This window comes from Candidatus Thiothrix putei (assembly GCA_029972225.1).
Taxonomy (GTDB): domain Bacteria; phylum Pseudomonadota; class Gammaproteobacteria; order Thiotrichales; family Thiotrichaceae; genus Thiothrix; species Thiothrix putei.
Genome location: CP124756.1, coordinates 909,412 through 933,902, shown reverse-complemented (window position 1 = coordinate 933,902; position 24,491 = coordinate 909,412). Strand labels below are relative to the sequence as shown.

General features: G+C 52.0%; 29 protein-coding genes. 12 read left to right on the top strand and 17 right to left on the bottom strand.

Features of this window, described 5'->3' with window-relative positions:
• Positions 1-105 precede the first annotated feature (105 nt).
• Complete coding sequence (locus QJT81_04840; protein WGZ95315.1) at positions 106-1,314, bottom strand: RNA-guided endonuclease TnpB family protein; 1,209 nt, start codon at positions 1,312-1,314, stop codon at positions 106-108.
• A gap of 167 nt (positions 1,315-1,481) precedes the next feature.
• On the opposite strand from QJT81_04840, the gene QJT81_04835 reads away from it, so the two are divergent.
• Entirely contained in the window at positions 1,482-2,654 is a 1,173-nt protein-coding gene (locus tag QJT81_04835) for an ATP-binding protein (protein WGZ95314.1), read from the top strand.
• A 10-nt stretch (positions 2,655-2,664) separates the two neighbouring features.
• Here QJT81_04835 and QJT81_04830 read toward each other — a convergent pair whose 3' ends face one another.
• Genes QJT81_04830 through QJT81_04815 form a run of 4 tightly spaced genes read right to left on the bottom strand, consistent with a single transcriptional unit; the run spans position 2,665 to position 6,728 of the window.
• A complete protein-coding gene (locus QJT81_04830; GenBank protein ID WGZ95313.1) occupies positions 2,665-4,317 on the bottom strand; it encodes a nitric oxide reductase activation protein in 1,653 nt (550 codons plus the stop codon).
• Between the two features lie 27 nt (positions 4,318-4,344).
• Positions 4,345-5,280: an IS1595 family transposase gene (locus tag QJT81_04825; protein WGZ95312.1), complete on the bottom strand. Its 936-nt coding sequence runs from the start codon at positions 5,278-5,280 to the stop codon at positions 4,345-4,347.
• A complete protein-coding gene (locus QJT81_04820; GenBank protein ID WGZ95311.1) occupies positions 5,277-5,882 on the bottom strand; it encodes a hypothetical protein in 606 nt (201 codons plus the stop codon). Before QJT81_04820 ends, QJT81_04825 begins: the two co-directional genes overlap by 4 nt.
• 9 nt (positions 5,883-5,891) lie before the next feature.
• Positions 5,892-6,728 carry a CbbQ/NirQ/NorQ/GpvN family protein gene (locus QJT81_04815; GenBank protein WGZ95310.1) on the bottom strand — a complete coding sequence of 279 codons (837 nt, stop codon included), beginning with the start codon at positions 6,726-6,728 and terminating at the stop codon, positions 5,892-5,894.
• A 182-nt stretch (positions 6,729-6,910) separates the two neighbouring features.
• Here QJT81_04815 and QJT81_04810 point away from each other — a divergent pair, with 182 nt between their 5' ends.
• From QJT81_04810 to QJT81_04795, 4 genes are read left to right on the top strand one after another with little or no spacing between them, the layout of a single operon-like run.
• Positions 6,911-7,429, top strand: coding sequence for a hypothetical protein (locus QJT81_04810; protein WGZ95309.1), 519 nt, complete (start codon positions 6,911-6,913; stop codon positions 7,427-7,429).
• 3 nt (positions 7,430-7,432) lie between these two features.
• Positions 7,433-8,908, top strand: coding sequence for an OmpA family protein (locus tag QJT81_04805; protein WGZ95308.1), 1,476 nt, complete (start codon positions 7,433-7,435; stop codon positions 8,906-8,908).
• A gap of 16 nt (positions 8,909-8,924) precedes the next feature.
• Positions 8,925-9,428 (top strand): Rab family GTPase, encoded by a 504-nt coding sequence (locus QJT81_04800; GenBank protein WGZ95307.1) that lies wholly within the window; start codon positions 8,925-8,927, stop codon positions 9,426-9,428.
• Positions 9,421-10,473 carry an HD domain-containing protein gene (locus QJT81_04795; protein WGZ95306.1) on the top strand — a complete coding sequence of 351 codons (1,053 nt, stop codon included), beginning with the start codon at positions 9,421-9,423 and terminating at the stop codon, positions 10,471-10,473. The genes QJT81_04800 and QJT81_04795 overlap by 8 nt, the downstream gene beginning before the upstream one ends.
• On the opposite strand, the gene QJT81_04790 is transcribed toward QJT81_04795, so the two are convergent.
• Both QJT81_04790 and msrP read right to left on the bottom strand, forming a co-directional pair.
• A complete protein-coding gene (locus QJT81_04790) occupies positions 10,448-11,092 on the bottom strand; it encodes a protein-methionine-sulfoxide reductase heme-binding subunit MsrQ (protein ID WGZ95305.1) in 645 nt (214 codons plus the stop codon). The two genes, QJT81_04795 and QJT81_04790, sit on opposite strands and share 26 nt — an antisense overlap.
• Positions 11,092-12,006, bottom strand: a complete 915-nt coding sequence (gene msrP / locus QJT81_04785) for a protein-methionine-sulfoxide reductase catalytic subunit MsrP (GenBank protein WGZ95304.1) — start codon at positions 12,004-12,006, stop codon at positions 11,092-11,094. The genes QJT81_04790 and msrP overlap by 1 nt, the downstream gene beginning before the upstream one ends.
• Before the next feature lie 103 nt (positions 12,007-12,109).
• Between msrP and QJT81_04780 the strand changes: the two genes are divergently transcribed.
• Positions 12,110-12,727, top strand: a complete 618-nt coding sequence (locus QJT81_04780; GenBank protein WGZ95303.1) for an SCP2 sterol-binding domain-containing protein — start codon at positions 12,110-12,112, stop codon at positions 12,725-12,727.
• On the opposite strand, the gene QJT81_04775 is transcribed toward QJT81_04780, so the two are convergent.
• Positions 12,717-13,397, bottom strand: a complete 681-nt coding sequence (locus QJT81_04775; GenBank protein WGZ95302.1) for a cytochrome b/b6 domain-containing protein — start codon at positions 13,395-13,397, stop codon at positions 12,717-12,719. The two genes, QJT81_04780 and QJT81_04775, sit on opposite strands and share 11 nt — an antisense overlap.
• Positions 13,398-13,608: 211 nt before the next feature.
• Here QJT81_04775 and QJT81_04770 point away from each other — a divergent pair, with 211 nt between their 5' ends.
• The 4 genes from QJT81_04770 to acs all read left to right on the top strand — a co-directional run bounded on the left by QJT81_04770 (position 13,609) and on the right by acs (position 17,100).
• On the top strand, positions 13,609-13,812 hold the full coding sequence (locus tag QJT81_04770; GenBank protein WGZ95301.1) for a cold-shock protein: 204 nt from the start codon (positions 13,609-13,611) through the stop codon (positions 13,810-13,812).
• Positions 13,813-13,946: 134 nt separating this feature from the next.
• Positions 13,947-14,210 (top strand): RNA-binding protein, encoded by a 264-nt coding sequence (locus QJT81_04765; protein ID WGZ95300.1) that lies wholly within the window; start codon positions 13,947-13,949, stop codon positions 14,208-14,210.
• Positions 14,211-14,263: 53 nt separating this feature from the next.
• Positions 14,264-15,004 carry an ATP-binding protein gene (locus QJT81_04760; GenBank protein WGZ95299.1) on the top strand — a complete coding sequence of 247 codons (741 nt, stop codon included), beginning with the start codon at positions 14,264-14,266 and terminating at the stop codon, positions 15,002-15,004.
• A gap of 149 nt (positions 15,005-15,153) precedes the next feature.
• Entirely contained in the window at positions 15,154-17,100 is a 1,947-nt protein-coding gene (gene acs / locus QJT81_04755) for an acetate--CoA ligase (protein ID WGZ95298.1), read from the top strand.
• Between the two features lie 212 nt (positions 17,101-17,312).
• On the opposite strand, the gene QJT81_04750 is transcribed toward acs, so the two are convergent.
• From QJT81_04750 to QJT81_04730, 5 genes are all read right to left on the bottom strand, one after another.
• The gene (locus QJT81_04750) at positions 17,313-18,074 is read right to left on the bottom strand and encodes a L,D-transpeptidase family protein (protein ID WGZ95297.1); all 762 of its coding nucleotides are present in this window, start codon (positions 18,072-18,074) and stop codon (positions 17,313-17,315) included.
• Positions 18,075-18,174: 100 nt separating this feature from the next.
• A complete protein-coding gene (locus tag QJT81_04745) occupies positions 18,175-18,426 on the bottom strand; it encodes a hypothetical protein (protein WGZ95296.1) in 252 nt (83 codons plus the stop codon).
• Between the two features lie 114 nt (positions 18,427-18,540).
• Complete coding sequence (locus QJT81_04740) at positions 18,541-18,918, bottom strand: type II toxin-antitoxin system VapC family toxin (GenBank protein WGZ95295.1); 378 nt, start codon at positions 18,916-18,918, stop codon at positions 18,541-18,543.
• Entirely contained in the window at positions 18,915-19,166 is a 252-nt protein-coding gene (locus QJT81_04735) for a hypothetical protein (GenBank protein WGZ95294.1), read from the bottom strand. Before QJT81_04735 ends, QJT81_04740 begins: the two co-directional genes overlap by 4 nt.
• Before the next feature lie 122 nt (positions 19,167-19,288).
• Complete coding sequence (locus QJT81_04730; protein WGZ95293.1) at positions 19,289-19,732, bottom strand: hypothetical protein; 444 nt, start codon at positions 19,730-19,732, stop codon at positions 19,289-19,291.
• A gap of 94 nt (positions 19,733-19,826) precedes the next feature.
• Here QJT81_04730 and QJT81_04725 point away from each other — a divergent pair, with 94 nt between their 5' ends.
• Positions 19,827-20,834 (top strand): phosphotransferase, encoded by a 1,008-nt coding sequence (locus QJT81_04725; protein WGZ95292.1) that lies wholly within the window; start codon positions 19,827-19,829, stop codon positions 20,832-20,834.
• An 8-nt stretch (positions 20,835-20,842) separates the two neighbouring features.
• Entirely contained in the window at positions 20,843-21,508 is a 666-nt protein-coding gene (locus tag QJT81_04720) for a nucleotidyltransferase family protein (protein WGZ95291.1), read from the top strand.
• On the opposite strand, the gene idi is transcribed toward QJT81_04720, so the two are convergent.
• The 4 genes from idi to mreC all read right to left on the bottom strand — a co-directional run bounded on the left by idi (position 21,500) and on the right by mreC (position 24,488).
• On the bottom strand, positions 21,500-22,084 hold the full coding sequence (idi, locus tag QJT81_04715; protein WGZ95290.1) for an isopentenyl-diphosphate Delta-isomerase: 585 nt from the start codon (positions 22,082-22,084) through the stop codon (positions 21,500-21,502). The two genes, QJT81_04720 and idi, sit on opposite strands and share 9 nt — an antisense overlap.
• Entirely contained in the window at positions 22,050-23,039 is a 990-nt protein-coding gene (gene folE2, locus QJT81_04710; GenBank protein ID WGZ95289.1) for a GTP cyclohydrolase FolE2, read from the bottom strand. The genes idi and folE2 overlap by 35 nt, the downstream gene beginning before the upstream one ends.
• Before the next feature lie 90 nt (positions 23,040-23,129).
• Entirely contained in the window at positions 23,130-23,621 is a 492-nt protein-coding gene (gene mreD / locus QJT81_04705; GenBank protein WGZ95288.1) for a rod shape-determining protein MreD, read from the bottom strand.
• Positions 23,622-24,488: a rod shape-determining protein MreC gene (gene mreC / locus QJT81_04700; GenBank protein ID WGZ96449.1), complete on the bottom strand. Its 867-nt coding sequence runs from the start codon at positions 24,486-24,488 to the stop codon at positions 23,622-23,624.
• Positions 24,489-24,491 lie beyond the last annotated feature (3 nt).

Sequence of the window (24,491 nt, the reverse complement as noted above, 5' to 3'; positions counted from 1 at the left end):
AATCCTAACGTAGACTTTGGATATGTCTGATATAAAGCGCAATTTAGCAACCAAAATCCATCTGCTACTCACCGTTATTTCAAACCTACCCAAATCTACCTATAGCTAACTAAAAGTAGTCATGGTGTTGAATTCCTGCTTCACGGGGGCTGGTTTCGTCTTCGGCTTGCGCCCAAGACCAGAGCCTTCCCCTCCACAGGCAGACACCGTGTAACTCACGGCGTATTCTTCTAAATTCTTGGCGGCATTTACGTCACGGTCATGGACTGCACCGCAAACGGGGCAAGTCCATTCACGTACCGACAGTGGCAGCTTCTCCACTTTATGCCCACAGCCAGCAGCAGAACAGGTTTTGCTGGAGGCAAAAAACCGATCAGCCACCACGACCACCGCACCGCGCATTTCCGCCTTGTATTCCAGTTGCCGCCGGAACTCGAAGAATCCCATGTCACTGATGGCACGGGATAAATGACGGTTTTTCACCATACCCGACACGTTCAAATCTTCAATGCCGATGGTGTGAAAACGGCGGGTTAAATCCGTAGTGAGTTGGTGCAAACTGTCTTGGCGGATATTGGCGATACGTGCGTGAAGTGTTGCCAGTTTTTGTTTTGCCTTGTGGCGGTTGGCACTGCTTTTGACCTTGCGGGACAGGCTGCGCGAGAGCCGTTTTAGGCGGGAAAGCAAGGCTTTATGCGGCTTCGCCCCGACCACTTTTTCCCCCGTTGACAGCGTTGCCAGTGCGGATACACCCAAATCTACCCCCACTGCGCCTTGGTTTTCGGCAGGCAGGAGGTGGTTTGAGATGGTGTCCACGGTGATGCTGGCGAACCACTGGTCAGCGGTGCGGGAAACCGTGGCAGAGAGAATTTTACCGGAAAAGCGTAACGTTTCCCGCATCCGCACTAACCCAAGGTTGGGAATGCGGATGCGGCAAGCGTCGATGGCAAACTGGTCGTTAGTGAGGGTGAAACTGTCGCGGCTTTTGCCTTTCTTTTTGAATTGCGGGTACTTGGCTCGCCCCGCAAAGAAGTTCTTGAAAGCTGCACCGAGTTGGATAATCGCCATTTGCGGGGCGTTTTTGGTGACTTCCAGCATCCAGGGGAATTGTTCGCGTTTGATGGCGTTCAATTGGCGGCGCAAGCCCATTTGGTTGGGTTTTGGCTGGGTGTTATCGTCTTTCCATGCGGCGTATTGGGTTTGCCATTCTGCCAACGCCCAGTTGTAGGCGAACCGTGCTGTACCAGCGGCTTTCGCCAAGTACGTCGCTTGCTTATGGTTGGGGTCAAGGCGGATTTTGTGGCTGATGATCATGGCAAACAGAATGCAGCGCGGTGTGATAGTTGTCTAGTCATCCGTGCTTTTGCTGCTATCTTTTACGGATAAACGGCACTACGCTTTTATAAACCTAACCAAAATGATAAAGCTTGAATAGATTTAGATAGATTTTATGGTAACTGTTTCAAACCCTATTTCCGGTGGTGTTGCTGATTGGTGCGCGGCAAACCGGCAAAACCACCCTCAGCCAACAGCTACGCCCAGAATGGCGCTACTTTGATCTGGAAAATGCCGCTGACCACGACTTTCTCAGCCGCGACTACGACTTCTTTTTCCGCGAATACCCACGCCACATCATTATTGACGAAGCCCAAGAAGACCCTGAATTGTTCCGTCACCTGCGCGGCGTGATTGATGCCAAACGGGAGGAAAAAGGGCGTTTCATCCTAACTGGGTCAAGTTCACCGGAGCTGTTACAACGTGCCAGTGATTCGTTAGCAGGTCGAATTGCGATTGTGGAAATTGGCACGCTGAAAATGAACGAAATTCTCCAACAGCCACTGCCAGCATTTTACCGTATTTTTGAGCAGCCGCTGACGAGCGATACACTGGACTACCTGAAAACACTGGAAAATCCGATCCCGGATGTGATTCCGCTGTTTTTACGCGGCGGTTATCCTGAACCTGTGTTGACGCAAGACCCGTATGCCTTCGGGCTGTGGATGGAAAACTACTACCAGACCTACATCAATCGTGACATCCGGCGACTATTTCCGCGTCTGGATAGCATTCGTTACCGGCGTTTTATCAGTATGTTGGCATCGCTCTCTGGCACGATCATCAACAAGGCACAACTGGGGCGTTCGGTGGATGTGTCAGAAGTGACCATCCGCGACTATATTGAAATTGCTGACAAAACCTATATCTGGCGCACCATCCCCTCGTTTGAAACCAGCAAAAGCAAATCGGCATTGAAAATGCCCAAAGGCATTCTGCGTGACAGCGGCCTGACGCATTATCTCGCGAGCATCGAAAACCGCGAAGCCCTGCTGCGCTCCCCACAGGTCGGGCAGAACTTTGAAGCTTTTGTCACCGAAGAAATCATCAAAGGCATACAGGCGACCCGCGTCACTCGTTGGGATTATTATTACTTTCGTACCAAGAATGGTGCTGAAGTTGATCTGGTACTGGATGGCAGCTTTGGTATCTTACCCATTGAAATCAAGCTAGGACAGCAAACGGCAGTGAAGCAATTAACGGCTTTACGGCAGTTTGTGGAGCAGCACGAACTGCCTTTCGGAATCGTTGTGAATAACAATCCCACCGTGCAAATGTTGGCAGACAAGATCATTCAGATACCAGCGGGGTGTTTGTAGAGACGCAAAATCAAGACGTTAACCGCCGGTAAATATCCGCCACCTTCAATGGCAATTTCTTCACATCATCAATTTCCACCCAATTGGCGTGACCGTACATGTGCGGCAAATAATCCTTGCCGCGCTGATCAATCGTGATGCAAAACGGATGAATCCCCGTGCGCCGCGCTTCAAACAAGGCTTGGCGCGTATCCTCAATCCCATACTGCGTATTGTAGATGTCGAAATAATCTTCCGGCTTGCCATCCGAAAGCGTAATCAACAAGCGGGTTTTCGCCTCCACCGCGTTCAGCTTTTCGGTCAAATGGCGAATCGCCACGCCCAAACGGGTGTAATCTTTCGGCACAATCCCCGCAATCCGCGCTTTAGTGGCGCTGTTATACGAGTCCTCAAACGCCTTAATGCGGTAGATTTCGCAACGCTTGCGCCCAATCCCCGAAAAGCCATAAATCGCGTAACGGTCGCCCAGTTTTTCCAGCACTTCGCACAACATCACCAAGGCTTCACGCTCGGCATCATTGATCCAGCCTTTGGTGCTGCCACTCATATCGACCATGAACATCACCGCCATGCTGCGATCCGCCCGATGCATGTGCTGAAACAGCTTATCGCTCATTTCGCTACCGTCGCGGCTATCCGCCAGTGCTTCCACCAGCGCATCAATATCCACGTCATCGCCTTGCGACTGGCGTTTCAGCAACCGGTTTTCATCGCGCATCGCCTCGAAGGTGCGCCGCAAATGCTTGATCATGCCCTGATACTTATCCAGCACCTTGTCCACATACGCCGGGTCGCCGGGGGGCAATTCCAATTCACGCAATACACACCAGTTTTTACGGTAATGCTGGCGGGCAAAATCCCACTCGCGGTACAAAAACGCCCCCTCTTCGTGGTAAATCCCTTTCCACACGTCCTCAATGTCTTTTTCTTCTTTTTGGTACAACGACGGATCGTATTCCCCATCCCCCGCAGGCACCAAAAATTCCGGCGGCACATCCCCCCAATCCAACATAATCGAGGTCAGCAACTGTTTCACGTCTTCCGGTGGCGCAATCGGCTTGTCATCCAGCACCAACTCCATGCCCTGCCCCTCTTGCACCTCGCGCATCTCAAATTCCGGCGACGCAACCTCTTTCTTCTCTTCCTCCTCCCCTGACAAGGGGAGGTCGGGAGGGGTTTCTTCCTTGTGTTCCTTCACCAACTCCGCGAGTTTCACCCGCAATAAAATCTTCTCCCGCTCCATCCGCGCCAACATACAAGCAGTAACAGCCTCAGGATTAAGTCTAGGTTGGTAAATGCGTGGCGGGAAGCTTTGCCCTAATACCTCTGGAATCAGTGCTAATACGTCGTTGATAGTGGCGTTGGGGGATTGCAGGCGTAAAGAAACCCCTCCTAACCTCCCCTTATCAGGGGAGGGACAAGAGGTTTCATCGTACAAGTTTTCCAAGTGCTGCATATCACGCCACAAGCCCGGCAATTCACGCTCGATGTACGCTTCCAGACGCAAGGTATCCAACGCATGAAACGCCGCCAACGCCTGTTGCCGATCAGGGTAATCCGCGAATGCCGTCGCAAAATCCACCCGAAAACTGCCAAAGCGCGTCTGCGCCCACATAAACGCCACCTGCGCCTTGCACAACAGGAAATTATCCTTAGATTTCACCAATGGCTCAATATGCGTTTCAGGGTCTTATCCCAACAGCAGCGAAAGCAAGGACTGTAAGGCAGCTTGCCCCCGTTTCCTGATGTTGTGAAGAGACTCGAAGAATGCAAGGTAACACGGTAGCTTTTCTTGTGAGATCCCCCGATGAGGTCGTAACCATGAGCGTAACAGTGACCAAAAACCTTCCATCGTATTGACGTGGACTTCATGGAAACCGTCACCATCTTCGTCACGGGCATATTCGCCTGCGCCATGGTTGACGGTTTTGTGGGCATAGCCCCATTCTTCCAATCGGCTGTAAATGTTGTACTCATCGGTGTAGACCAGCGTGCCTGCTGCCACCGTTTCCACAATCAACGGCTTGATCGTCGTCTGTTTCACATTCGCCAGCATACGGATCACGACCTCCCCGGAACGCTGGATCATGCCGAAAATGGGTGGTTTGTCCTTTTCCAGTGTCCCACGCCCCGGCGCACCTTTCAGGGCGCGGCGGCGACCTTCACGCCCAGCATCCGCGACGGCTTCGGGGTTTCCCTTGTGTCCAGCCTTGACATAAACCTCATCAAATTCAACATTCCCAAACAGGTTTACTGGCGTTTTTTTCTCGACACCACGCCGTAACTGTTCCGTCATCGCCTGAACATCATCCTTGTTCAACCCCAATTCGCGGGCGATTTGTTGGTTGGACAGGTTCAACGACATCAGGTACAGGCACAACACCCACACCTTCAGCGGCTGGTGGTGGCCTTCAAACACCGTGCCCGTCAGGTCATCAAAACGCTTTTGGCAATCCTTACACTGGTAACGCTGGCGTTCCTGCTGGGTGTCATCCTTGCCTCGACGGATAGTGTCCTGTGAACCGCAGTGCGGACAAATCACCCCATTAGGCCAACGCACGGAACGGACTTGCTCGAAACAGGCGGCATCACTGGTCAGGCTGGAAATACTGATGAGCGAGGTCATAAAGCCTCTCCTTGGCTATCGGAAATGACTAACTTTACCGCTATCCAGCACGTTTGCAATGCCGGGGAAAACAAGACCCTGAAACGCATATTGAGCCTCACCAATTTCGCGGTAATGTTCGGCAAATACAGTGTTTCACTGTCGGTGTACACCGACTCGCCTTGCGCCAATTTCAGCCGCCGCCCCGACAATCCGCACACGAAGGTCGACAAAATCGACTCAACCTCATCAAAAGCAACCCCTTCCGCATGGGCATGAGCGCTTTCCAAAAAGCTATCAACCTGTTGAATCACCGCCAAGGCCGGGCGCAACCCCTGCTGGTCAAAAGTATCTGCCGCGTGAACTGCCCAAGCCTCAATCACGCGCCGTTCCAAGCGATCCAACGCCTCCACCACGCGAATAATAAATTCGTGGCTAATGTAGACATTGGTGGTCAGCAAACGCTCCGCCCAACCAAGGATGAAATCTTGCGTATTCCGATCCAAATTGACCAAGCCTTGCACCAGTTGCTCGACTTTCAGCCAAGTAAATTCAACTTCATACAATTCCTCAAGCCGCTCCAGCAAAGTGGCGTAAGCATAGGGTTGCTCCGTTGCTTTCAAACCCGTCTCCTAGAATAGTGCGCCAATCAGTTCGTTAATCGCCGCAATCATGTCACTGTCATCCGTCAATGCCAGCGCAATCGCCCCCTGACACGCCGCACGCGGCTCCACGCCTTTGGAAATCAGCTTGCCCGCGTGTACCAACAAGCGGGTGGATGCGCCTTCTTCCAAACCGTTATCTTTCAGGTTGCGGGTCATTTCGGCGAGTTTCAGCAATTTATCGGTCACGGCGGGGTCTAGCCCAGTCTCGTGCATAATGATTTCGCGTTCTAATGCCGGTTTCGGGTAATCGAATTCGATGGCGACAAAACGCTGACGGGTGGATTGCTTCAATTCCTTCAACACGCTTTGGTAGCCGGGGTTGTAAGAAATTGCCAGACAAAAACTGTCCGGTGCTTCCAACAATTGCCCCAGCTTTTCAATCGGCATAATGCGCCGATCATCCGCCAGTGGGTGAATCACCACCATCGTATCCTTACGCGCCTCGACAATTTCATCGAGGTAACAAATACCGCCGGAACGTACCGCCCGCGTTAACGGGCCGTCGACCCACACCGTTTCGCCATTCTTCACCAAATAACGCCCCACCAAATCGGAAGTCGTCAAATCGTCATGACACGACACCGTAATCATCGGGCGGCGCAACCGCCACGCCATGTATTCCATGAAACGGGTTTTGCCGCACCCCGTCGGGCCTTTCAAGAGCAAGGGCAAATGGTTGTCGTAAGCAGCTTCAAACAGCGTGATCTCATTGCCGACTGGCACATAATACGGCTCTTTTTCAATGAGATACGTTGACGGGTCATGAATGAGGGCGTGATTGCTGGCATTAGCGGTATTCTCCACTACAACGGACTCCTGTGGTTGCTTGACATCAAGATTACACGATAATAACAGCACCTAGCGTTGTACGGTTATTCTGTGACAGATACTAAGGGAGTTAACCAAATATCAGGAAAACTGGCGACCACATCGCGCGAATGCTAAGGTCGTCACCATTCCCAACAATAAAAACAAGGGCTATCCCCATGACAACAACAGAAGCAGATCTCGACTTTGCACCGCCCGTTCAAGACAAAAATCTCGACATGGTGCGCAATATCCTGTTTGGCGAACAAGCGCGTGAAAACGAAAAACGCCTCGCCAATCTGGAACGTTTCGTCAAAGTGTGGACCAATTCCGTGCGTGACGAAATGCGCAAAAACATGGATAGCGTCAACCACGAAATCCACATGCTGCAAGACTTGTTGGATCAAGAAGCCAAAGCCCGCATGGCAGACACCGCCACCGCTCGCAAACATTTTGAACACAGCAGCAAAGGCATCGAAAATCTGCAACGCCAGCTTCAAAGCAGCGACACCATACTCAACGAACGCATTACTGAAGAATCCAAACTGCTCAGCCAAATCATGGAAGAGCAACGTAACGATTTGCTCACTCAACTCAAACAGGCCACTGAACAATTACGCCAAGACAAAGCCGATCGCAAAATGCTGGCTTCCCTGTTGGAAAACGTGAGCCATCAATTGGCAGGTGACAAGGCATAAGCCATGCAAGGCACGCCTGATATTTCACAATTGCGCCACCTACTGTTCGGCAAGGACTACGATGCCTTGCTGGCATTAAAAGCACAGTTTGAGAACTCTGCGACATACAGCGCCAGTGTCGCCAGCGTCATTGCCGAAGCGCTGCAACATCGCGAAGCATACGATGGCGGTGTATCCAGCGTTTTAGCACCGACAGTTGAACGTGCCATGAGCCACGCTATCAGCAGTGACCCCAAACGCTTTGCCGACGTGCTCTACCCGGTGATGGGGCCTGCTATCCGCAAATCCATTCAGCAAGCCCTGAATGAAGCCTTGGAAAACTTCAACCAACTCCTCGAACAAAGCCTCTCGGTACGTTCCTGGCGCTGGCGTTTTGATGCTTGGCGCACCGGGCAATCGTATGCCCAAATTGCCCTGCTACGCACTTTGGTCTATCAGGTAGAACAGGTCTTTCTGATTCACCGTGACACCGGCTTGCTGTTGCAGCATGTAGTCTCAGAAAACGTCGCCAGCAAAGACCCTGAAATCATTTCCGGCATGTTGACCGCGATTCAGGACTTCATCAAAGACTCCTTCGCCACCACCGGCGACGACACGCTCGACACCCTACGGCTCGGCGAATTAACGGTTTTAGTGGAACACGGGCCACATGCTGTGCTTGCCGCCGTCGTCAGAGGGAGTGTTCCTAGCGAGCTGCGGGTGATGCTCATTGAAACCTCCGAAACGATTCATCAACAATACGCCACGCAACTCGAAACGTATAACGGTGATGCAACTGCTTTCAGCGGCATTGCACACGTATTAAATGACTGCCTCGTCAAAAAACAACAACAGCACAAAAAGCGCCCGCCTTGGCTGGCTTACCTCTTACTCGCCAGCCTCATCGGTGCACTCGGCTGGTGGATTTACCAATACCAACAAGCTCAAGCAGCACTGGCACACCAGCAAGCACAGGCAGAACACGCGCAACAAGCCACGTTGCAAGCATTACGCGCACAATTGGCACAGCAGCAAACCCAATACGCCACCGTGCAAACGTCTCTGCAAACCCTGCTTGAGCAACAAACCCAGCAACAGCAACGCAGCGCACAACAAATCGCCGCCGATACCGCAACGTTGACCATGCTCACCCGACAGATAGAAACTGCCCGCTACCCGTTTGAAAAAGCGACAGCAGACGTTCACCCGCAACACCCCACCCTTATTGCACTCACTAAACACCTCAATGAACTATTGCAAACAGCACATCGGATAGGCAAAACGCCACAAGTCATGATTATCGGCAATGCGGATGATAGCGGTACTGACACGCTTAATCGTCAACTTGCCCAACAACGTGCTGATAACTTACGCACCGTCCTGATAGCATCAGGAGTCCCAGCGTTCATACTCGTCGCTTATGGCGCACAGCATCCGGGGCTACCCAGCCATTTGCAAAAAAACGAACGCAGTACCCACTACCGCGTCAGCCTTTACTAATACCAGCGAGAGAATCATGATTCAGCAAAAAATATGCCTGTTAGGTTCCTTCTCGGTAGGCAAAACCAGCCTCATCCGCCGTTACGTTGACAGCCTATTCAGTGACAAATACCTCACCACTGTCGGCGTCAAAATCGACAAAAAGCAGATCGAATTCAACGGCAACACGCATTCCCTAATGATTTGGGACATTGCGGGCGAAGACGATTTCACCAGTATCCGCAGCGCTTATTTACGCGGCATGTCCGGCTACATTATCGTGATTGACCCCACCCGCCCACACTCGTATGAAACCGCCCTCTCGATTCATGACATGGTGAAAACCACGGTCGGTGACTTGCCAGCCGTGTTTGCCCTCAACAAAGCCGACCTAAAATCCACCTGGCAATTCGAGGCTCCGCAACACCAACACCTGCAACAACTGGGACACCCCATCGTCGAAACCAGCGCCAAACAAAACATCGGCGTTGAAACCATGTTCCTGAAACTGGTCGAACAATTAGGAGGTCAACATGGATAAGCTGCTCGCCAATATCTGTGCTTCGCTGAACATTGCGGTATTCTGCCAACGCCCCAATGATTCATTTCAGCTACTTTCCCCCACCCCCGACTGGCTGGTATTTTTCCTAGGTCAATCCGTCTCAACCGAATGTGCGCTCACCGATGCGTTTCCCTATCTCACCTGTTTTATTGACGATGCCGAACAGCACTGGCAAGCACGCAACGCTACCCCGCTATCCTCCGGCGTGTGGGTCGAAACCGACGAACTCGGCAATGAAATCGCCATCGAAGCCAACGCCTTGTGGGTCGACGGGCAAGCCGTATTACTGCTCAATAACCTAGGTGAAAAATACCGCAAAGAAGTCAGCCACCTGCAACAACTCCGCGAAGGCTTGCTCACCCAAGAAAAACTCGAAAACGAAGTCCAGAAGCGTACCCTCAAAATCAAACAGCGCGAAGAAGAAATCGCCATCAAACTGGTCAGCCTCACCAGTTACCGCGACGAAGAAACCGGTGCACACGTCAAACGCATTGGTTTATACGCCGCCGCGATGGGCAAAGCCTTGGGCTGGGAAGCGCAGCAAATTGACGACATCCGCATTGCCGCCCCCATGCACGACATTGGCAAAATCGGCATTCCCGACCGCATCTTGCTGAAAAAAGGCAAACTCACCGATACCGAATTCGCCATTATGAAGCGCCACACCGAGATTGGCGCAAAAATGCTGCAAGAATCCCACATCCCAGTGCTCGACATGGCAGCCGATATTGCACTGTGCCACCACGAAAAATGGGACGGTTCCGGCTACCCACGCGGGCTAATGGGTGAAGAAATCCCCGTTTCAGCGCGTATCACCGCCATCGTTGATATTTACGATGCCTTGGTACACGAGCGTGTTTACAAAAAAGCGCTCAGCGAAGCCGAAGCACTGGAACTCATGGAGAGCATGACCGGCTCACATTTGGATGCCAAATTGTTCGAGGTATTTTTAGGCATACTGCCGGTGATGCGCCGGATTCGGCAGGAAGTGAACGAAATTAACGAGTTACTGGTGTCTTACTAAAGCGTGGAACAAACCAGCGCCACAGCCGCTCACCCAACAAAATTGCCAACAATATCGCGTAAATCAGCGGCACTTCCGTGCGTGCCTTGCTGTCTGCCAACCACCAAAAATGCAACACTCCTAATACCGTCAGCGGGTAAATCAGTGTATGCAGCCGTTGCCAGTTGCGCCCCAGCTTGCGGATCGCCGCTTTGAACGAAGTCAGCGCCAACGGCAACATCAACACAAACGCCAACATTCCCACCGTAATGAAAGGGCGTTCCACAATGTCATACCAGATTTCCGCCCAATCAAAAAACTGGTCAAGCCACAAGTAACTCAGCAAATGCAATACGCCATAAAAAAAGGCAAACAAGCCGAGCATACGCCGCAAGCGTATCCCTTGAACCCAGCTTGTTGCCCGCCGCAGTGTCGAGAGCAATAACGTTAACAGCAAAAACCGTAACGTCCACTCCCCCAAACTGCGCGTAACTGTTTCAATCGGATTCGCCCCCAGCGTGTCTTGCCACACGCCCCAGCCTAACAACGCCAGTGGCAGCAATGCCAATGCAAACACGACCGGCTTGAAAACTTTGGTGAAATACGGCTCACGAATCTGAATAGGAATTGGCGCACGCATCAGTAGTTTTTCCGTAAATCCATGCCACTGTACAAACTCGCCACCTGTTCCGCATAACCGTTGAACATTAACGTTTCACGCTTGCGAAATTCACCGATACGACGCTCTTTACGCTGACTCCAGCGCGGGTGATCAACTTCAGGGTTCACATTGGAATAGAACCCGTATTCACCGGGAGCCGAGCGCCCCCAACTGGTATCCGGCTGTTCTTCCACAAAACTGATTTTGACGATGGATTTAATGCTTTTGAAACCGTATTTCCAGGGCACGACCAAGCGCAATGGTGCGCCATTTTGATTCAATAAATCCTTGCCATACAAACCCGTTGCGATGAAACTCAATGGGTGCATCGCCTCATCCATGCGCAAGCCTTCCGCGTAAGGCCAGTCGAGCACATTGCGTTTTTGCCCCGGCATCTGTTCCGGGTCAAACAAGGTTTCAAAACTCACGTATTTGGCTTTGGACGTTGGTTCAAAGCGTTTCAGTAAATCCGCCAGTGGAAAGCCAAGCCAAGGAATGACCATCGACCAACCTTCCACACAGCGCAGGCGGTAGATGCGCTCTTCCTTGCTATGAGGTTTGAGAATGTCTTCTAAGGCAAATTTACCCGGTTTGGCACATTCGCCACCGACGGTAACGCTCCAGGGTGAGGTTTTCATCATGCTGGCGTAACGGGCAGGGTCGCTTTTATCCGTGCCAAATTCGTAGAAATTGTTGTAAGTGGTAATGTCGTCGAAAGGCGTTTGCGCTTCATCGGTCGAAAACGCTGATTTCGCCGTAGCGCTCAAGGGGAAGCCACTTGCGCCGATTAATGCGATTCCTCCTAGTGTTTTTAGAAAATCCCGCCGCCGCTGGTAAAGCGCATAGTCGGTCACATCGTTGTCGGTCAGATCGAATGGGCGTTTGATTAACATGCTGATCCCTCCTTAATTGATGTTATTACGCATCAACACGCGGTTTGGATGCAAATAACCACGCAGATACGTTATGCTAATTTATCATTGAGAGGAATACGCCATGCTATTTACCGCCCTGACTGCCACACTCGAAACCGCCTTCAATGCTTGGTTGCAATTGGATAAAGCCAGCCACGGTAACGCCTTGGCACAGTTGCAAAGCTTGCAAGGCAAGCTGATCTGCTTACACATCAGCAACCCTGATCTCAAACTGTATTTTCTGCCCACGGCTGACACCATGCGTGTCACCACCGCGTATGAAGCCGAACCCGACGTCACCATTCACGGCTCGGCACTGGCATTGATGCGCTTATCTGCTGCTGAAGATACCGGCAAAGCCATGTTAGCCAACGGCATTAAAATCGACGGTGATATGGGCTTGGGCAACCGTTTCAGCGCCATCTTGCGCGAAATCGACGTGGATTGGGAAGAATTGCTGTCACGCGCAGTCGGCGATGTGCTTGCACACCAAATGGGACAATTGGCACGTGATAGTAAAGGCTGGCTGGACGATTCCGCCCACGCGATGCGTTTGAATACCCAAGAATACTTGCAGGAAGAAGCACGCTTATTGCCCGCTGAAGCCGAAATCCGCAGGTATCTGGATGAAGTCGATACGCTGCGGATGGATGCTGATCGCCTAGAAGCGCGGCTCAAACGGCTGGAACTTAAGGCTTAGGCGGCTTTTGAATACTCGCAATCGACACATGTGTGATCGAAGCTTTGCCGGTGGCAGGTTGTGGCTTCACGCCCGCAGCGGGTGTATCCACATGAAAATAACGGTAGCCATTGATCATGCCGGAAATGCTTGCCCCCTTGCCTTTCAGGTCATGCAATACCACCGCCACCACATGCGCCACCGTAAAACCCAGAATCAGGCTCGCCAAACCGCCGTGCAGCCCAAACATCGACATTCCCAAGAATTGATACGGCGCGTTATAAAATAAACCCGTGACTGCGCACACCAGCAACACCAACCAAAACAGCGGGTAGATCACGCGCCAAAACGGGTTATGCCCATACCAATTCGGCAGAGGAAACCGCGCAAAGCTCAGGTAAAACAGCACCATTTGCTTCATGCCCACCCATTGCGCCTTATCCGGCAAAAACGCACGCCAATTTGCAGTACCGGGTAATAAAAACATCAAAATCACCCGCCCTACCACCGTAATCAGCACCAATTGCCCCACAATCATGTGCCAATCGCGCCAGAAGTCAGGATCCACCACACCCTGTTGCAATACCCACGCACTCGCCAATAAAAACAGCACTCCGGCAGCAATCAGACCATGGGTTAGGCGTACCCAACCCGACCAAACCAACACATAGCGTATCGTTTCTTGTTGCATGAAAGCCTCTCTAACTGCATTAATTCCAGAAAACCAGTCTAGCAGGAATTTAAAATAATAGTGGTATTCAGCTAGGGATTAGCCTACTCTGGCAGAAGCTACAGCGATTACCCTGGCAGTTTCAACAGTTCCTCCCGGTTACTTCACGAACACCTTCCCCGTTACCTGTTAGCACAAACTCACTCACACCTGTTTTTAAAGGAAATTCATCATGGCTACAGGCAAAGTAAAATGGTTTAACGACACCAAAGGTTTCGGCTTTATTTCTCAAGACGACGGCGGCCCAGACGTATTCGTTCACGTCAGCGCTATCCAAAGCTCAGGCTTCAAGACCTTAGCAGAAGGTCAACCCGTCAGCTTCAACGTAGAAAAAGGCAACAAAGGCCCGCAAGCTACCAACGTCGTTCCCCAATAAGCTTTCAGCCTAGCGCTTATTCAGCAACCGGGCTGGCCTCCACCTCTCGCGGGTAACAGCAGCCAGCCCGTTTCCTATTGGGTACTAGCATTGCCCAGCCTACTCATTCACCCTACCATTCGGGGGATCTCACCATGAAAACACTCTTCATCGGCAATATCGCGCCTCAAGCAACTGAAAAAGAACTTCGCGCCCTCATCGAACCCTTTGGCACGATTCGTAAACTGGAAATGCCCCGCGATATTTTCAGTGGCAAATGCAAAGGCTTCGCCCTGATCGACATGGAAGGCCACGAAGCCCGTGCAGTCATGGGCGGTTTGAATGGCAAAACCTTCCTCGATAACCCGCTTAAAGTAAGCGACGATAAACCCAAAGCCAAAGGCCGTGGTCGTCGTTAGAACGATACCTCAATGCGGTAGCATATTTGCTTGCAATCGTTTATGTTTCTGACATGAATGAATTTGTCAAACCACCCAAATCCCTGCTGAGCAAAGTCGGCAAAGCCATCGGCGAATACCAGCTTATCCGTGAAGGCGACCGCATTTTGTTGGGGCTATCCGGCGGCAAAGACTCGCTGGCTTTGCTGCACTTGCTCAACCATTTTCAGCGCCACGCGCCGATCAAATTTGAATTTGCGGCGGTCACGATTGACCCACAAGCCGACACGTTTGACCCCTCGCCACTGATTCCGTACATGGAAAGCCTAGGCATTCCCTACCATTACGTGCGCGAACCGATTGTGCAACTGGCAGAAACGCACATGGATAACGATTCCTACTGCGCCTTCTGCTCGCGCATGAAACGCGGCTTGATGTATCGCACCGCCCGCGAACACGGCTATAACGTCTTGGCACTGGCGCAACATTTGGACGATTTGGCAGAAAGTTTCCTCATGTCAGCCTTCCACGGTGGCAAACTCAAAACCATGAAAGCGCATTACCGCATTGATGCCGGAGACTTGCGCGTCATCCGTCCACTGGTGATGGTGCGCGAACGCCAAACCGCTGATTTTGCCAAAGCAGCCGCCTTGCCGGTGATCGTGGAAAACTGCCCCATGTGTTTCGATATGCCCACCCAACGCCAGCACATGAAAGAATTGCTGGCAGGCGAAGAACAACAAAACACTAACCTGTTCAAGAGCTTGCTGACTGCGATGCAGCCATTGATACGCGATGGTTTGGAAAAAACCTGAATTGTTGACAATTATAGGCTTTTTCTACCATTCGGCTGGACACTTGCACCAGATTGTATAAAGATATGACCCAATAATAAGTAGGCATTAGCCACTAGACTTAAACACCGCAGCAGAATCACCCGACTAGAGATGAGGAGTCTTCCAGAATGTCAGAAATGAAAATTTTCCCCGTACCTGCCGAATTTGCTGCTCAAGCAAACGTCAATGCCGAACAATACGCCACGATGTACCAGCAATCGGTTGACGATCCGTCAGCGTTCTGGGGCGAACAAGCCGAAAAATATTTAAGCTGGTCAAAGAAGTGGGACACGGTTCTCGACTGGAGCTTTGGTGCGGATGACCTGCATATCAACTGGTTCACCGGCGGCAAACTCAACGTTTCTTATAACTGCCTTGACCGTCACCTCGACACCCGTGGCGACCAAGTAGCAATCATTTGGGAAGGCGATAGCCCGAACGAAGACCGCAAAATCACTTACCGTGAACTGCACACCGAAGTGTCTAAATTTGCGAACGTGCTGAAAGGTCGTGGCGTGAAAAAAGGCGACCGCGTATCCATTTACCTGCCAATGATTCCAGAAGCAGCCGTGGCAATGCTGGCGTGTGCGCGTATCGGCGCAATGCACTCCATCGTATTCGGCGGTTTCTCACCGGATGCGTTGCGTGACCGGATTCAAGATGCGGAATGCGGCGTGGTCATTACCTCTGACCAATCCATGCGCGGCGGCAAAAAAGTGCCATTGAAAGGCAATGCTGACAAAGCGATGGATCAATGCCCAACCGTTCACACTTGCATCGTGGTACAACGCGGTGGCGATCCGGTAAAATGGAACGACACCCGTGACGTTTGGTATCACGAAGCGGTTGCTGCTGCTGATGCTAACTGCCCACCGGAAGAAATGGACGCGGATGACCCATTGTTCATCCTTTACACGTCTGGTTCTACCGGCAAGCCTAAAGGCGCGTTGCACACCACGGGCGGCTACCTGCTGCAAGCGGCCATGACGCACAAAACCGTGTTCGACTACAAAGACGGCGAAATTTACTGGTGTACGGCTGACGTGGGCTGGGTAACAGGTCACTCTTACATTGTGTACGGCCCGCTGACCAATGGCGCGACCACGCTGATGTTTGAAGGTATCCCCACTTACCCGGATGCGGGGCGTTTCTGGGATGTGTGCGACAAGCACGACGTTTCCATTTTCTACACCGCGCCAACTGCTATCCGTATGTTGATGGGGCAAGGTGAAGAGCTGGTTAACCGCGCCAAACTCGACAAGTTGCGCTTGCTGGGTACGGTCGGCGAACCCATCAACCCCGAAGCATGGCACTGGTATCACCGTGTGGTCGGTCGTGGTCGTTGCCCGATCGTGGATACCTGGTGGCAGACTGAAACCGGCGCACACATGCTGACCCCATTACCGGGTGCTACCGCGTTGAAACCAGGTTCTGCGACTACCCCATTCTTCGGTGTACAACCGTGCCTGCTGGATGACAAAGGCGTGGAAATCGAAGGCAATGGCGTAGAAGGTTTGCTGTGTATCAAAGCCCCCTGGCCTTCGATGATGCGCACCATTTACGGCGACCATAAGCGTTTCTATGAAACCTATTTCGCGATGTATCCGGGTTACTATTTCACTGGCGACGGCGCACGTCGTGACGAAGACGGCTACTACTGGATCACCGGGCGCGTGGATGACGTCTTGAACGTTTCCGGGCATCGTCTGGGTACGGCGGAAATCGAATCTGCGTTGGTACTGCACCCGAAAGTCGCCGAAGCAGCCGTTGTTGGCTACCCGCACGAGCTGACCGGTCAAGGCATCTACGCTTACGTCACCTTGATGGCGGGCGAAGAGGGTACGGATGCGCTGAAGAAAGAACTGGGCGATTTGGTACGTAAAGAAATCGGCCCAATCGCGAAGGTTAACCTGATTCAGTGGGCACCGGGCTTACCGAAGACCCGTTCCGGTAAAATCATGCGCCGGATTCTGCGTAAGATTGCTGCGAATGAAGTTGATGGTTTGGGCGATACGTCCACATTGGCTGACCCAAGCGTGGTGGATAACCTGATCGACTGCCGCGAAAACAAGTAAGCTCTTAGCTCACAGCCCCTCTCCTCGCTTCGAGAGGGTTTTTTCCTGCTGTTATTTCACGCTTTGACATCCTCCCCTCCCTAAAGGAAGGAGATTCCTACTGCATGTTGCCGCCAGTATTCGCACAATTTGGAGAAGGTTTGTTGTTCATCTGCTGGGAATTTGAAATGCATATCGAGCGCACCATCGCTTAGGTGTCATGTCCCATCGGTTCATTTTCCCAACGGGTATTGGGCGAGTTCTGTACGCAGGTTTTGGTAAAGACCCTCTGTCCACGAGGGCAAGTTCGCGGTTGGTACGTTTGCCGATGCTGCTAACCGGAAATCGGTCGGGGCAATCATCACGCGCACGTTTTCCTTGCCTACCCACGCCACTAGCGCAAACAATTCTTCCGCTACCACATCGCCCATTGCCAGACAGCCGATGGATTTGGCTTTGCCGTGGATCATAATGTCCGACCCCAGCTTTTCACGCCCGTCAGCCAGCCCCCATTCGCGGTCAAAAGCGTTGGGGTAATTGAGCCGTAACGATACGTGGAACAGGCTGTTGGGGTTAAGCGATTCGATGGCGTAAATGCCTTCCGGCACTTGGCGGTCGCCTTCGCGCAACTTCGGTCCCAATACCCCGCTGGCGGCTTGGATGGGGTAGGTTTGTACCTGTTGCCACGCGCCTTGCGGGTCACGGGCGTAGAGTTCCAGCCGTTTGCTGTCTTTGAATGCCAGCAAGGTGATCGCGGTGGGTGGGAATGCCACGCCTGCTTGCTGGAAATGCGGGGCAAGGCGGTTGGTCGCAGCCGTGCCGAATTGCTCCAGCCGTTGTGCCACGCTGAATTTGCTGGTGGTTTGTAGCTTCACGTAATCCATGACGGTTTCCAGTGTGTTAGGAATCATTTGGAATAATGCCCCGCTGCCAATAATCAGCAGCAGGAGGATGAGCAGGATTTTTTTCATCGGTATGCCTTTATGGATGCTCATTCGCTGGCAACATCCTTGTCACCCCGATACGTTTCGTATAACTGGAAGGCGGCGGGGCTGAAGCCCGCTTTCTGCTTCAGCCGTTGTTCTTGTTCGGCGGTTAGGTGGAACACGTAGGGGACGTATTCGTTGGCGTTTCCCATTCACCTTCCAAATGGCAATTTCTGAGGTTTTCAATGAAGCCCTTTTGCCCTTCATCCAGCGTAAGGGTCAGCACTTCGCCACCTGCATAACGCCCGTCGGCGATGGGCAAACCCTCGGCGATTGCGCTCTGTGTTGATAGGAGTAAGCCGCAGGCAAGCAGTAAACGGTTGGCGATAATTACGCTGCCAAAGGATGGGAAATCAGTCATTGTGGTGTATCCATTTTCGTTGCTTATTGCAGGGCTTCGACGTTAGCGCCTAAACAAAAGTTCAGCAGCAAAATGAAGTTGCGTTATCCGCTACCCAATCCATATATCCCATCATCAGCGGAATACAACAACCTCCATATCCAGCCCCACATCCTGCCAAACCTTATCCGCTGTCAACACGGGTAAATCCAGAAACAGACCCAGCCCAAGGCAAATGCGGTCAGCTTGCGACAAGCCGTATTCCTTACCCACTGTTGCCAACATTGCCACGGGTAAAATATGGGTTTCCTCAAATGGGATGATGGCTATCCCCAAGCTACTGATTAATTGCAACACAGGGGCGACAGGCAAACCATCACGGCTGAAACGGGACGCGACCTCCAGCAAAGTAACACTGGAAATGCAGCAATCATCCAAATAACCCGCGACGATGTCATGCCCCGTTTCCTTGAACATAAACGCCAATAGCGCCGAAGCATCGAGGACGATCATTCGTGCATTGCCTCCGCACGGCGTTCGGCTATTAATGTATCGACAACTTGGGTGGGCTTTTTATCGCCGTACATCTGATCGACCCATTGCTGTAATTGTGCAAAATCGGCTGGTTTTGGCGGCGGCTTACACACTTGGATCAAGATTTGGCGGGCTTCCGCTTCCATACTGCGCCCACGCAAAGCAGCGCGGACACGTAAAGCGGCGTGAATATCATCGGGCAAACTGCGGATACTTAACGTAGCCATAACACTTTATCTCCGTTCAACAATACAGTTTAATGTAGTTATTGCCTGCATTGCTGTCAATGCTATCTGATTGACGCATCCTCATTTTTACAACCAAATTTGCCGTGAGTTGGATGTTCACACTACGTTTTCTCCAGCAGCGTATCAGGCTGTTTCCCCAGCATCTCCCCCAACGCCAGCCGCGACGTGGCTGCCACCAATGCACGGCTGAATTTGCGCGGCGCAAACAATACGTTTTCCACAAACTCCTGATTGCTAAACACAATATCCTCCGCTGCGGGTGCGAATGCACGCTCACGACTGATACGCGCCACCCGCCCTAAATTCACCCCACGCCCATCATCCAGCACCAATAAATGTGGGCATAATTGCCGATACGGGTCAGGTCGGGGAAAATCCACAATCGCCAGCAATACAAAAGGCTTACCCGTGAAACTCACGCCGGCATTGATTTCAGTCGAGTCAATTTCCACCACATACAACGGCTGCCCAATCAAGCCACGCAATTGCTCTACTTGCTGGTAATACGCCGCAGAAGGCCACAAATCTTCAGCATGATTCATCATAATTTGCCACTTTATTATTCAATTTACAGAAAGCCTAGCATGTTAGGATACACTCTTTAATAGCCTACCAACGAGACAGGAAACGCCGAGGTTTATGACACAGGATACACGTCTTGAACAATTAACTCAGTGGGTCAACAGCCTACCCCAGTGGGAACACGCCGTACTGGAACCCGCCTCAGCCGATGCCAGTTTCCGCCGCTATTTTCGCGCCCGTGGGCCAGAAGGCACTGCCATTTGCATGGATGCCCCTCCCGATAAAGAAGACATCCGCCCGTTTGTGGAAGTCACCCACTTACTGAGTGCTACGGGCGTCCATGCGCCGCAATTATTAGCGCAAAATTTGCTGGATGGTTTTCTGCTATTGGAAGATTTAGGCAATACCAGCTACCTCAGCCAACTGACACCAGAAACGGCTAAAGACTTGTATGCCGATGCGCTGCACGCCCTTTTGCAACTCCAGCAAGCCGACTGTGACCACCTGCCCGTTTATAATGAACGTATCTTGCGCCGTGAAATGGAGCTGATGCCTGAATGGTTCCTGAAAACGCATTTAGGCTTCACTGAAGAAGAAATTCCACACGAACTAATTCAGCAAACCTTTGAAGACCTGATTGAAGCAGCCATCGGTCAACCCGTCGCCTTTGTACACCGCGATTACCACAGCCGCAACCTGATGGTGACGCCCGACAACAATCCCGGCATTATTGATTATCAAGATGCACTACTGGGGCCTACGACCTACGACTTAGTTTCCTTGTTACGCGATTGCTACATTGTCTGGCCACAATCAATGGTGGAATGGTGGGTCGATTGTTACCGCAAAGAAGCCATTGCTGCCGGTATCCTGCCTCCCGTTGACCAACAAACCTACCAGCAATGGTTTGACCTGATGGGGCTGCAACGCCACCTCAAAGTGCTGGGGATTTTTGCCCGCCTCAATCACCGTGACGGCAAACCGGGCTACCTTAACGACTTGCCACTGGTACTAAGTTATGTGCTGCATGTAGGCTCACGTTACCCGGAAACCAGTGAACTGATCGAATGGATGCGCCGCGCAGGCATTCCTGAACGCATCGGCACTGTCCACATTCCTGATTGATGCCTACCATGAAAGCCATGATTCTCGCCGCCGGGCACGGCACACGGATGCGCCCATTAACCGACCACACTCCCAAACCCTTGCTACCCGCTGGCGGCAAGCCGTTAATCGTGTGGCATATCGAAAAACTCGCTCGTGCGGGTTTTCGCGACATTGTGATCAATCTGGCTTGGCTGGGCTGGAAAATCCCCGAAGCATTGGGCGATGGTTCACGCTGGAATGTCAATCTGCACTATTCCGACGAGCAGCAAGAGGGTGCATTGGAAACCGCCGGTGGCATTATCAAAGCCCTGCCCTTGCTGGGCAACGAACCGTTTTTGGTGGTGAATGGTGATGTATGGTGTGATTACCCGTGCCTGCCTTTCCCCCTTGCGGAACACGATCTGGCGCATCTGGTGCTGGTTGCCAATCCGGTACACCATCCGCAAGGCGATTTCGGCTTGAATCAAGGTCGGGTTAGCAGCAGTGGCGAACCGCGTTACACCTTCAGCGGCATTGGTTATTACCGCCCCGAACTGTTCGCCGGATTGCCTCAAGGCAAGCATCCACTTGCACCGTTACTGCGCCAAGCGATGCCGACACATCAAGTCAGCGGGGAATATTTTGCGGGCGACTGGCGCGACATCGGTACACCCGAACGGTTAGCAGAATTAGATCACGACCTATCAGCGTAGAGACGCAAAATTTTGCGTCTCTACCACCGCATCCAACAGCGTGGTTTCTAACTTGCACCAGGGCGAATAACGCCCGGCAGCGTCAGCCGCCAACACTTGCTTGAAATCTTTCCATGGAATCCAGCGAGTGGCGGCTACTTCTAACCGGTTAGGCATGGGTTCATCGCGGGTACGCGCCAACCATACCGGGCAGATTTCATTCTCAACCACACCACCGTATTCACAACGGTACTGGAAATTGGGTAAGGCTTCATGCAAATCATACACTTGCATCCCCAACTCCAATGCCACCCGCCGCTGAATCGCCTCTGCGACCGATTCGCCCAATGCCGGATGCCCACAGCACGAATTCGACCAGAAACCGGGCCACGTTAGCTTACTGAAACTGCGCTGTTGCAGCAGCAGTTCCCCCGCCTGATTAAAGATAAACACCGAAAATCCCCGATGCAGCGGGGTTTCCAGCGTATGCACGTGGCTTTTCGGCACAGTCCCCAGCACCGCATTATGCTGATCGACCAACACCACGTGTTCCATCCAGCTATCAGGTCGGGTGGACGTATTCGCGTGGATCGTCACGGTAGCCCCCTTCCACACCTTTAACGACAACCGCTACGGCATCATGAGCGTGCAAGCTTTCCATGTGATTCACGCGCAACCAGAAATCGCGCACCGAAATATCGTCGTTCAGGGCATTTTTCAAGCGACGAGCCGCGTCTTCACAGAACATCAGATTTGCCGCATTCAAACGCGCAAATTCTTGTTCATCTTCGCGTTTTACCGTGGCTTGTACCGGGGTCTTGAGCGCCTCTTCCACCCGGTCGATCAGGCTGGTAATGGGCAGTGTGCGCACTTTTTCTGCCAATTTTACCCGCACTTGTGCAATGCTACGCTGGCTGTGCGGGGTAGCCCGAATCCCATTGGTTGTTCCTAACCAGTCGAAAACGGTGTTTGCATCCACGACGGATGCATCGCCAAACGTTTCACGGAAACCTTCCTGAATTAACTGCCGCGCTAATGCCGCCGAACACGGGCAAGTAGAAGAATAAGGCACTTCCACACTGACTTCGGTATCAATCTGCCCATGACGCAAGGTAGCCGCTACTTTAACGGGGTAATTCTTCCACCCGCTGTTATCGCTCAACAAGGAATTACGGCGATCGAAATAGTCAAACCGGCATTCCAGATAAGCGGCATCACTCAAGCCACCGTGAGTATCGACAAATTGCGTAATGGTTCCGCGTAAAACCTCAGGGGTCAGATCATTCATGCCGAGGATGGTATCGAGTGCCACGTACAAGCGCGACATGTGGATACCCTTGCTATTCGGGTCGATGAGATTGACGTAAGCTTGCACCCGCGCCAACGTTTGCACCCGATCGCCTTTGGCACTACGTAAAAAAACGGGCAACTCAATCTGACTCATTCCCACCCAGTTGAGCGTTCCTTTAGCACCTGCAAGGGGTTGCTTGGCAACATCCGGCATAGCGGCAACCGCACAGGGCAATTCCTGGCAGGCATTTGTAGACATCATGTGAATTCCTCTTAGTCACGGCTTGGCGTTATGACTACCACAGTAACAAAACACCCAACACAGTGACAATTTACCTAGAGTAGGCGTTGATTAAAGGGCTTTACGCTGCACATGGAAATACCCCAACAGGGAGTGATAAACCGGCCAGATAACAATGCTGCTCAGCAATGAGACCCAGTAAATCCAACCCAGAGCACCACCGCTGCTGATTACCCGCAGCATCCACAGGTTCACCAACATATACACACCTAAAATAGCGAACAAGAGCGCCAACTGTTGTAAAAAGGCTTCCGGTGTCATCCTCAAACTGAGACGCACAGCCAAATAAGTCACCAACACATAACCTAAAGCATGTTGCCCCAGCAAAGAGCCGTATAAAGCATCAACTATTAGGCCAATAGCAAACACCATCACCAGACTGATGCGATCACGAATAATCAGCGCCCAGTGTACTAACGTTAATGCCACCCATTCTGGTCGCCAAAAAGCCACAGACTCCCCTAAGGGAATGATTGACAACACTATCGCTAGAATAAGCGTCAGCAATACCGCACCAGGAAATCGTGGGTCATTAACGGGCATCTAATTCCCCCCTGCTGGCTGCACAGTTTCGTCACTGGCCTTGCCTCGCACTAACAAAACCTCTCGCACTGCTTCATAATCAACCAATGGCATAGCCCACACCGTTGCAAACAAATCACCTTGCTTAAATTCCACCCCTTTGGGCAGTACTTGCGCCACCTCATAACCGGCAGGGAACAAACCACCCAAACCAGATGACACAAACACATCACCTTCCTTGACGGTGCTGCTTGCAGGCAAGTTTTTGATTTCCAAAGGCATTCCACGCCCATGACCATTTGCCAAGCCACGTTCACCGGTGCGCTGGTTTTGCACAGGAATAGAATGCTCACGGTCGATGAGTTGCATAACGCTGGAATCAAAGGGGGTAACATTCACCACCTGTCCATAAATCTTATTACCGTCAAGGACAACTTGGCTTTCTTTCACACCCTCACTGCTTCCTTTATTCAGCGTAACCAACCCCCGCACTGGGTCTTGAGCAACCTTAAAGATTTCCGCCATCACAAAAGTATAAGCATCGCGGGGAGCAGCATTCAACATCGTGCGTAGGCGCTGGTTTTCAGCCAACACTCTATTCAGGTCTTGCTGTTGTGCGGAAAATACCTGCACTTGCTGCTTAAGGCTGATATTTTCCTCTGCCAATTGACGTTGGGCAGAAAAGAATCCACTGGAACGTTGATACGCCTGTTGCGGGAAGTCAACGCCATACAGCAGCGGGTAAACCACCATAGTCGCGAACGTGCGCACAGGCGCTAACGCCGCAGGAGTTCGATTATCCACGGCCATCAGCACCAATGCACCTAAGATCAATACCATGAACCGAAAAGAAAAGCCCGGCGTAGCATGATAGTTTGTGTCGTTAATAGT

Excerpts from the sequence above, each read along its gene's own strand:
- QJT81_04840 (WGZ95315.1), bottom strand. The coding sequence starts at position 1,314 with ATGATCATCAGCCACAAAATCCGCCTTGACCCCAACCATAAGCAAGCG.
- QJT81_04825 (WGZ95312.1), bottom strand. The coding sequence starts at position 5,280 with ATGACCTCGCTCATCAGTATTTCCAGCCTGACCAGTGATGCCGCCTGT.
- QJT81_04810 (WGZ95309.1), top strand. The coding sequence starts at position 6,911 with ATGACAACAACAGAAGCAGATCTCGACTTTGCACCGCCCGTTCAAGAC.
- QJT81_04805 (WGZ95308.1), top strand. The coding sequence starts at position 7,433 with ATGCAAGGCACGCCTGATATTTCACAATTGCGCCACCTACTGTTCGGC.
- QJT81_04800 (WGZ95307.1), top strand. The coding sequence starts at position 8,925 with ATGATTCAGCAAAAAATATGCCTGTTAGGTTCCTTCTCGGTAGGCAAA.
- QJT81_04795 (WGZ95306.1), top strand. The coding sequence starts at position 9,421 with ATGGATAAGCTGCTCGCCAATATCTGTGCTTCGCTGAACATTGCGGTA.
- QJT81_04790 (WGZ95305.1), bottom strand. The coding sequence starts at position 11,092 with ATGCGTGCGCCAATTCCTATTCAGATTCGTGAGCCGTATTTCACCAAA.
- msrP (WGZ95304.1), bottom strand. The coding sequence starts at position 12,006 with ATGTTAATCAAACGCCCATTCGATCTGACCGACAACGATGTGACCGAC.
- QJT81_04780 (WGZ95303.1), top strand. The coding sequence starts at position 12,110 with ATGCTATTTACCGCCCTGACTGCCACACTCGAAACCGCCTTCAATGCT.
- QJT81_04775 (WGZ95302.1), bottom strand. The coding sequence starts at position 13,397 with ATGCAACAAGAAACGATACGCTATGTGTTGGTTTGGTCGGGTTGGGTA.
- QJT81_04770 (WGZ95301.1), top strand. The coding sequence starts at position 13,609 with ATGGCTACAGGCAAAGTAAAATGGTTTAACGACACCAAAGGTTTCGGC.
- QJT81_04765 (WGZ95300.1), top strand. The coding sequence starts at position 13,947 with ATGAAAACACTCTTCATCGGCAATATCGCGCCTCAAGCAACTGAAAAA.
- QJT81_04760 (WGZ95299.1), top strand. The coding sequence starts at position 14,264 with ATGAATGAATTTGTCAAACCACCCAAATCCCTGCTGAGCAAAGTCGGC.
- acs (WGZ95298.1), top strand. The coding sequence starts at position 15,154 with ATGTCAGAAATGAAAATTTTCCCCGTACCTGCCGAATTTGCTGCTCAA.
- QJT81_04750 (WGZ95297.1), bottom strand. The coding sequence starts at position 18,074 with ATGAGCATCCATAAAGGCATACCGATGAAAAAAATCCTGCTCATCCTC.
- QJT81_04745 (WGZ95296.1), bottom strand. The coding sequence starts at position 18,426 with ATGACTGATTTCCCATCCTTTGGCAGCGTAATTATCGCCAACCGTTTA.
- QJT81_04740 (WGZ95295.1), bottom strand. The coding sequence starts at position 18,918 with ATGATCGTCCTCGATGCTTCGGCGCTATTGGCGTTTATGTTCAAGGAA.
- QJT81_04735 (WGZ95294.1), bottom strand. The coding sequence starts at position 19,166 with ATGGCTACGTTAAGTATCCGCAGTTTGCCCGATGATATTCACGCCGCT.
- QJT81_04730 (WGZ95293.1), bottom strand. The coding sequence starts at position 19,732 with ATGATGAATCATGCTGAAGATTTGTGGCCTTCTGCGGCGTATTACCAG.
- QJT81_04725 (WGZ95292.1), top strand. The coding sequence starts at position 19,827 with ATGACACAGGATACACGTCTTGAACAATTAACTCAGTGGGTCAACAGC.
- QJT81_04720 (WGZ95291.1), top strand. The coding sequence starts at position 20,843 with ATGAAAGCCATGATTCTCGCCGCCGGGCACGGCACACGGATGCGCCCA.
- folE2 (WGZ95289.1), bottom strand. The coding sequence starts at position 23,039 with ATGATGTCTACAAATGCCTGCCAGGAATTGCCCTGTGCGGTTGCCGCT.
- mreD (WGZ95288.1), bottom strand. The coding sequence starts at position 23,621 with ATGCCCGTTAATGACCCACGATTTCCTGGTGCGGTATTGCTGACGCTT.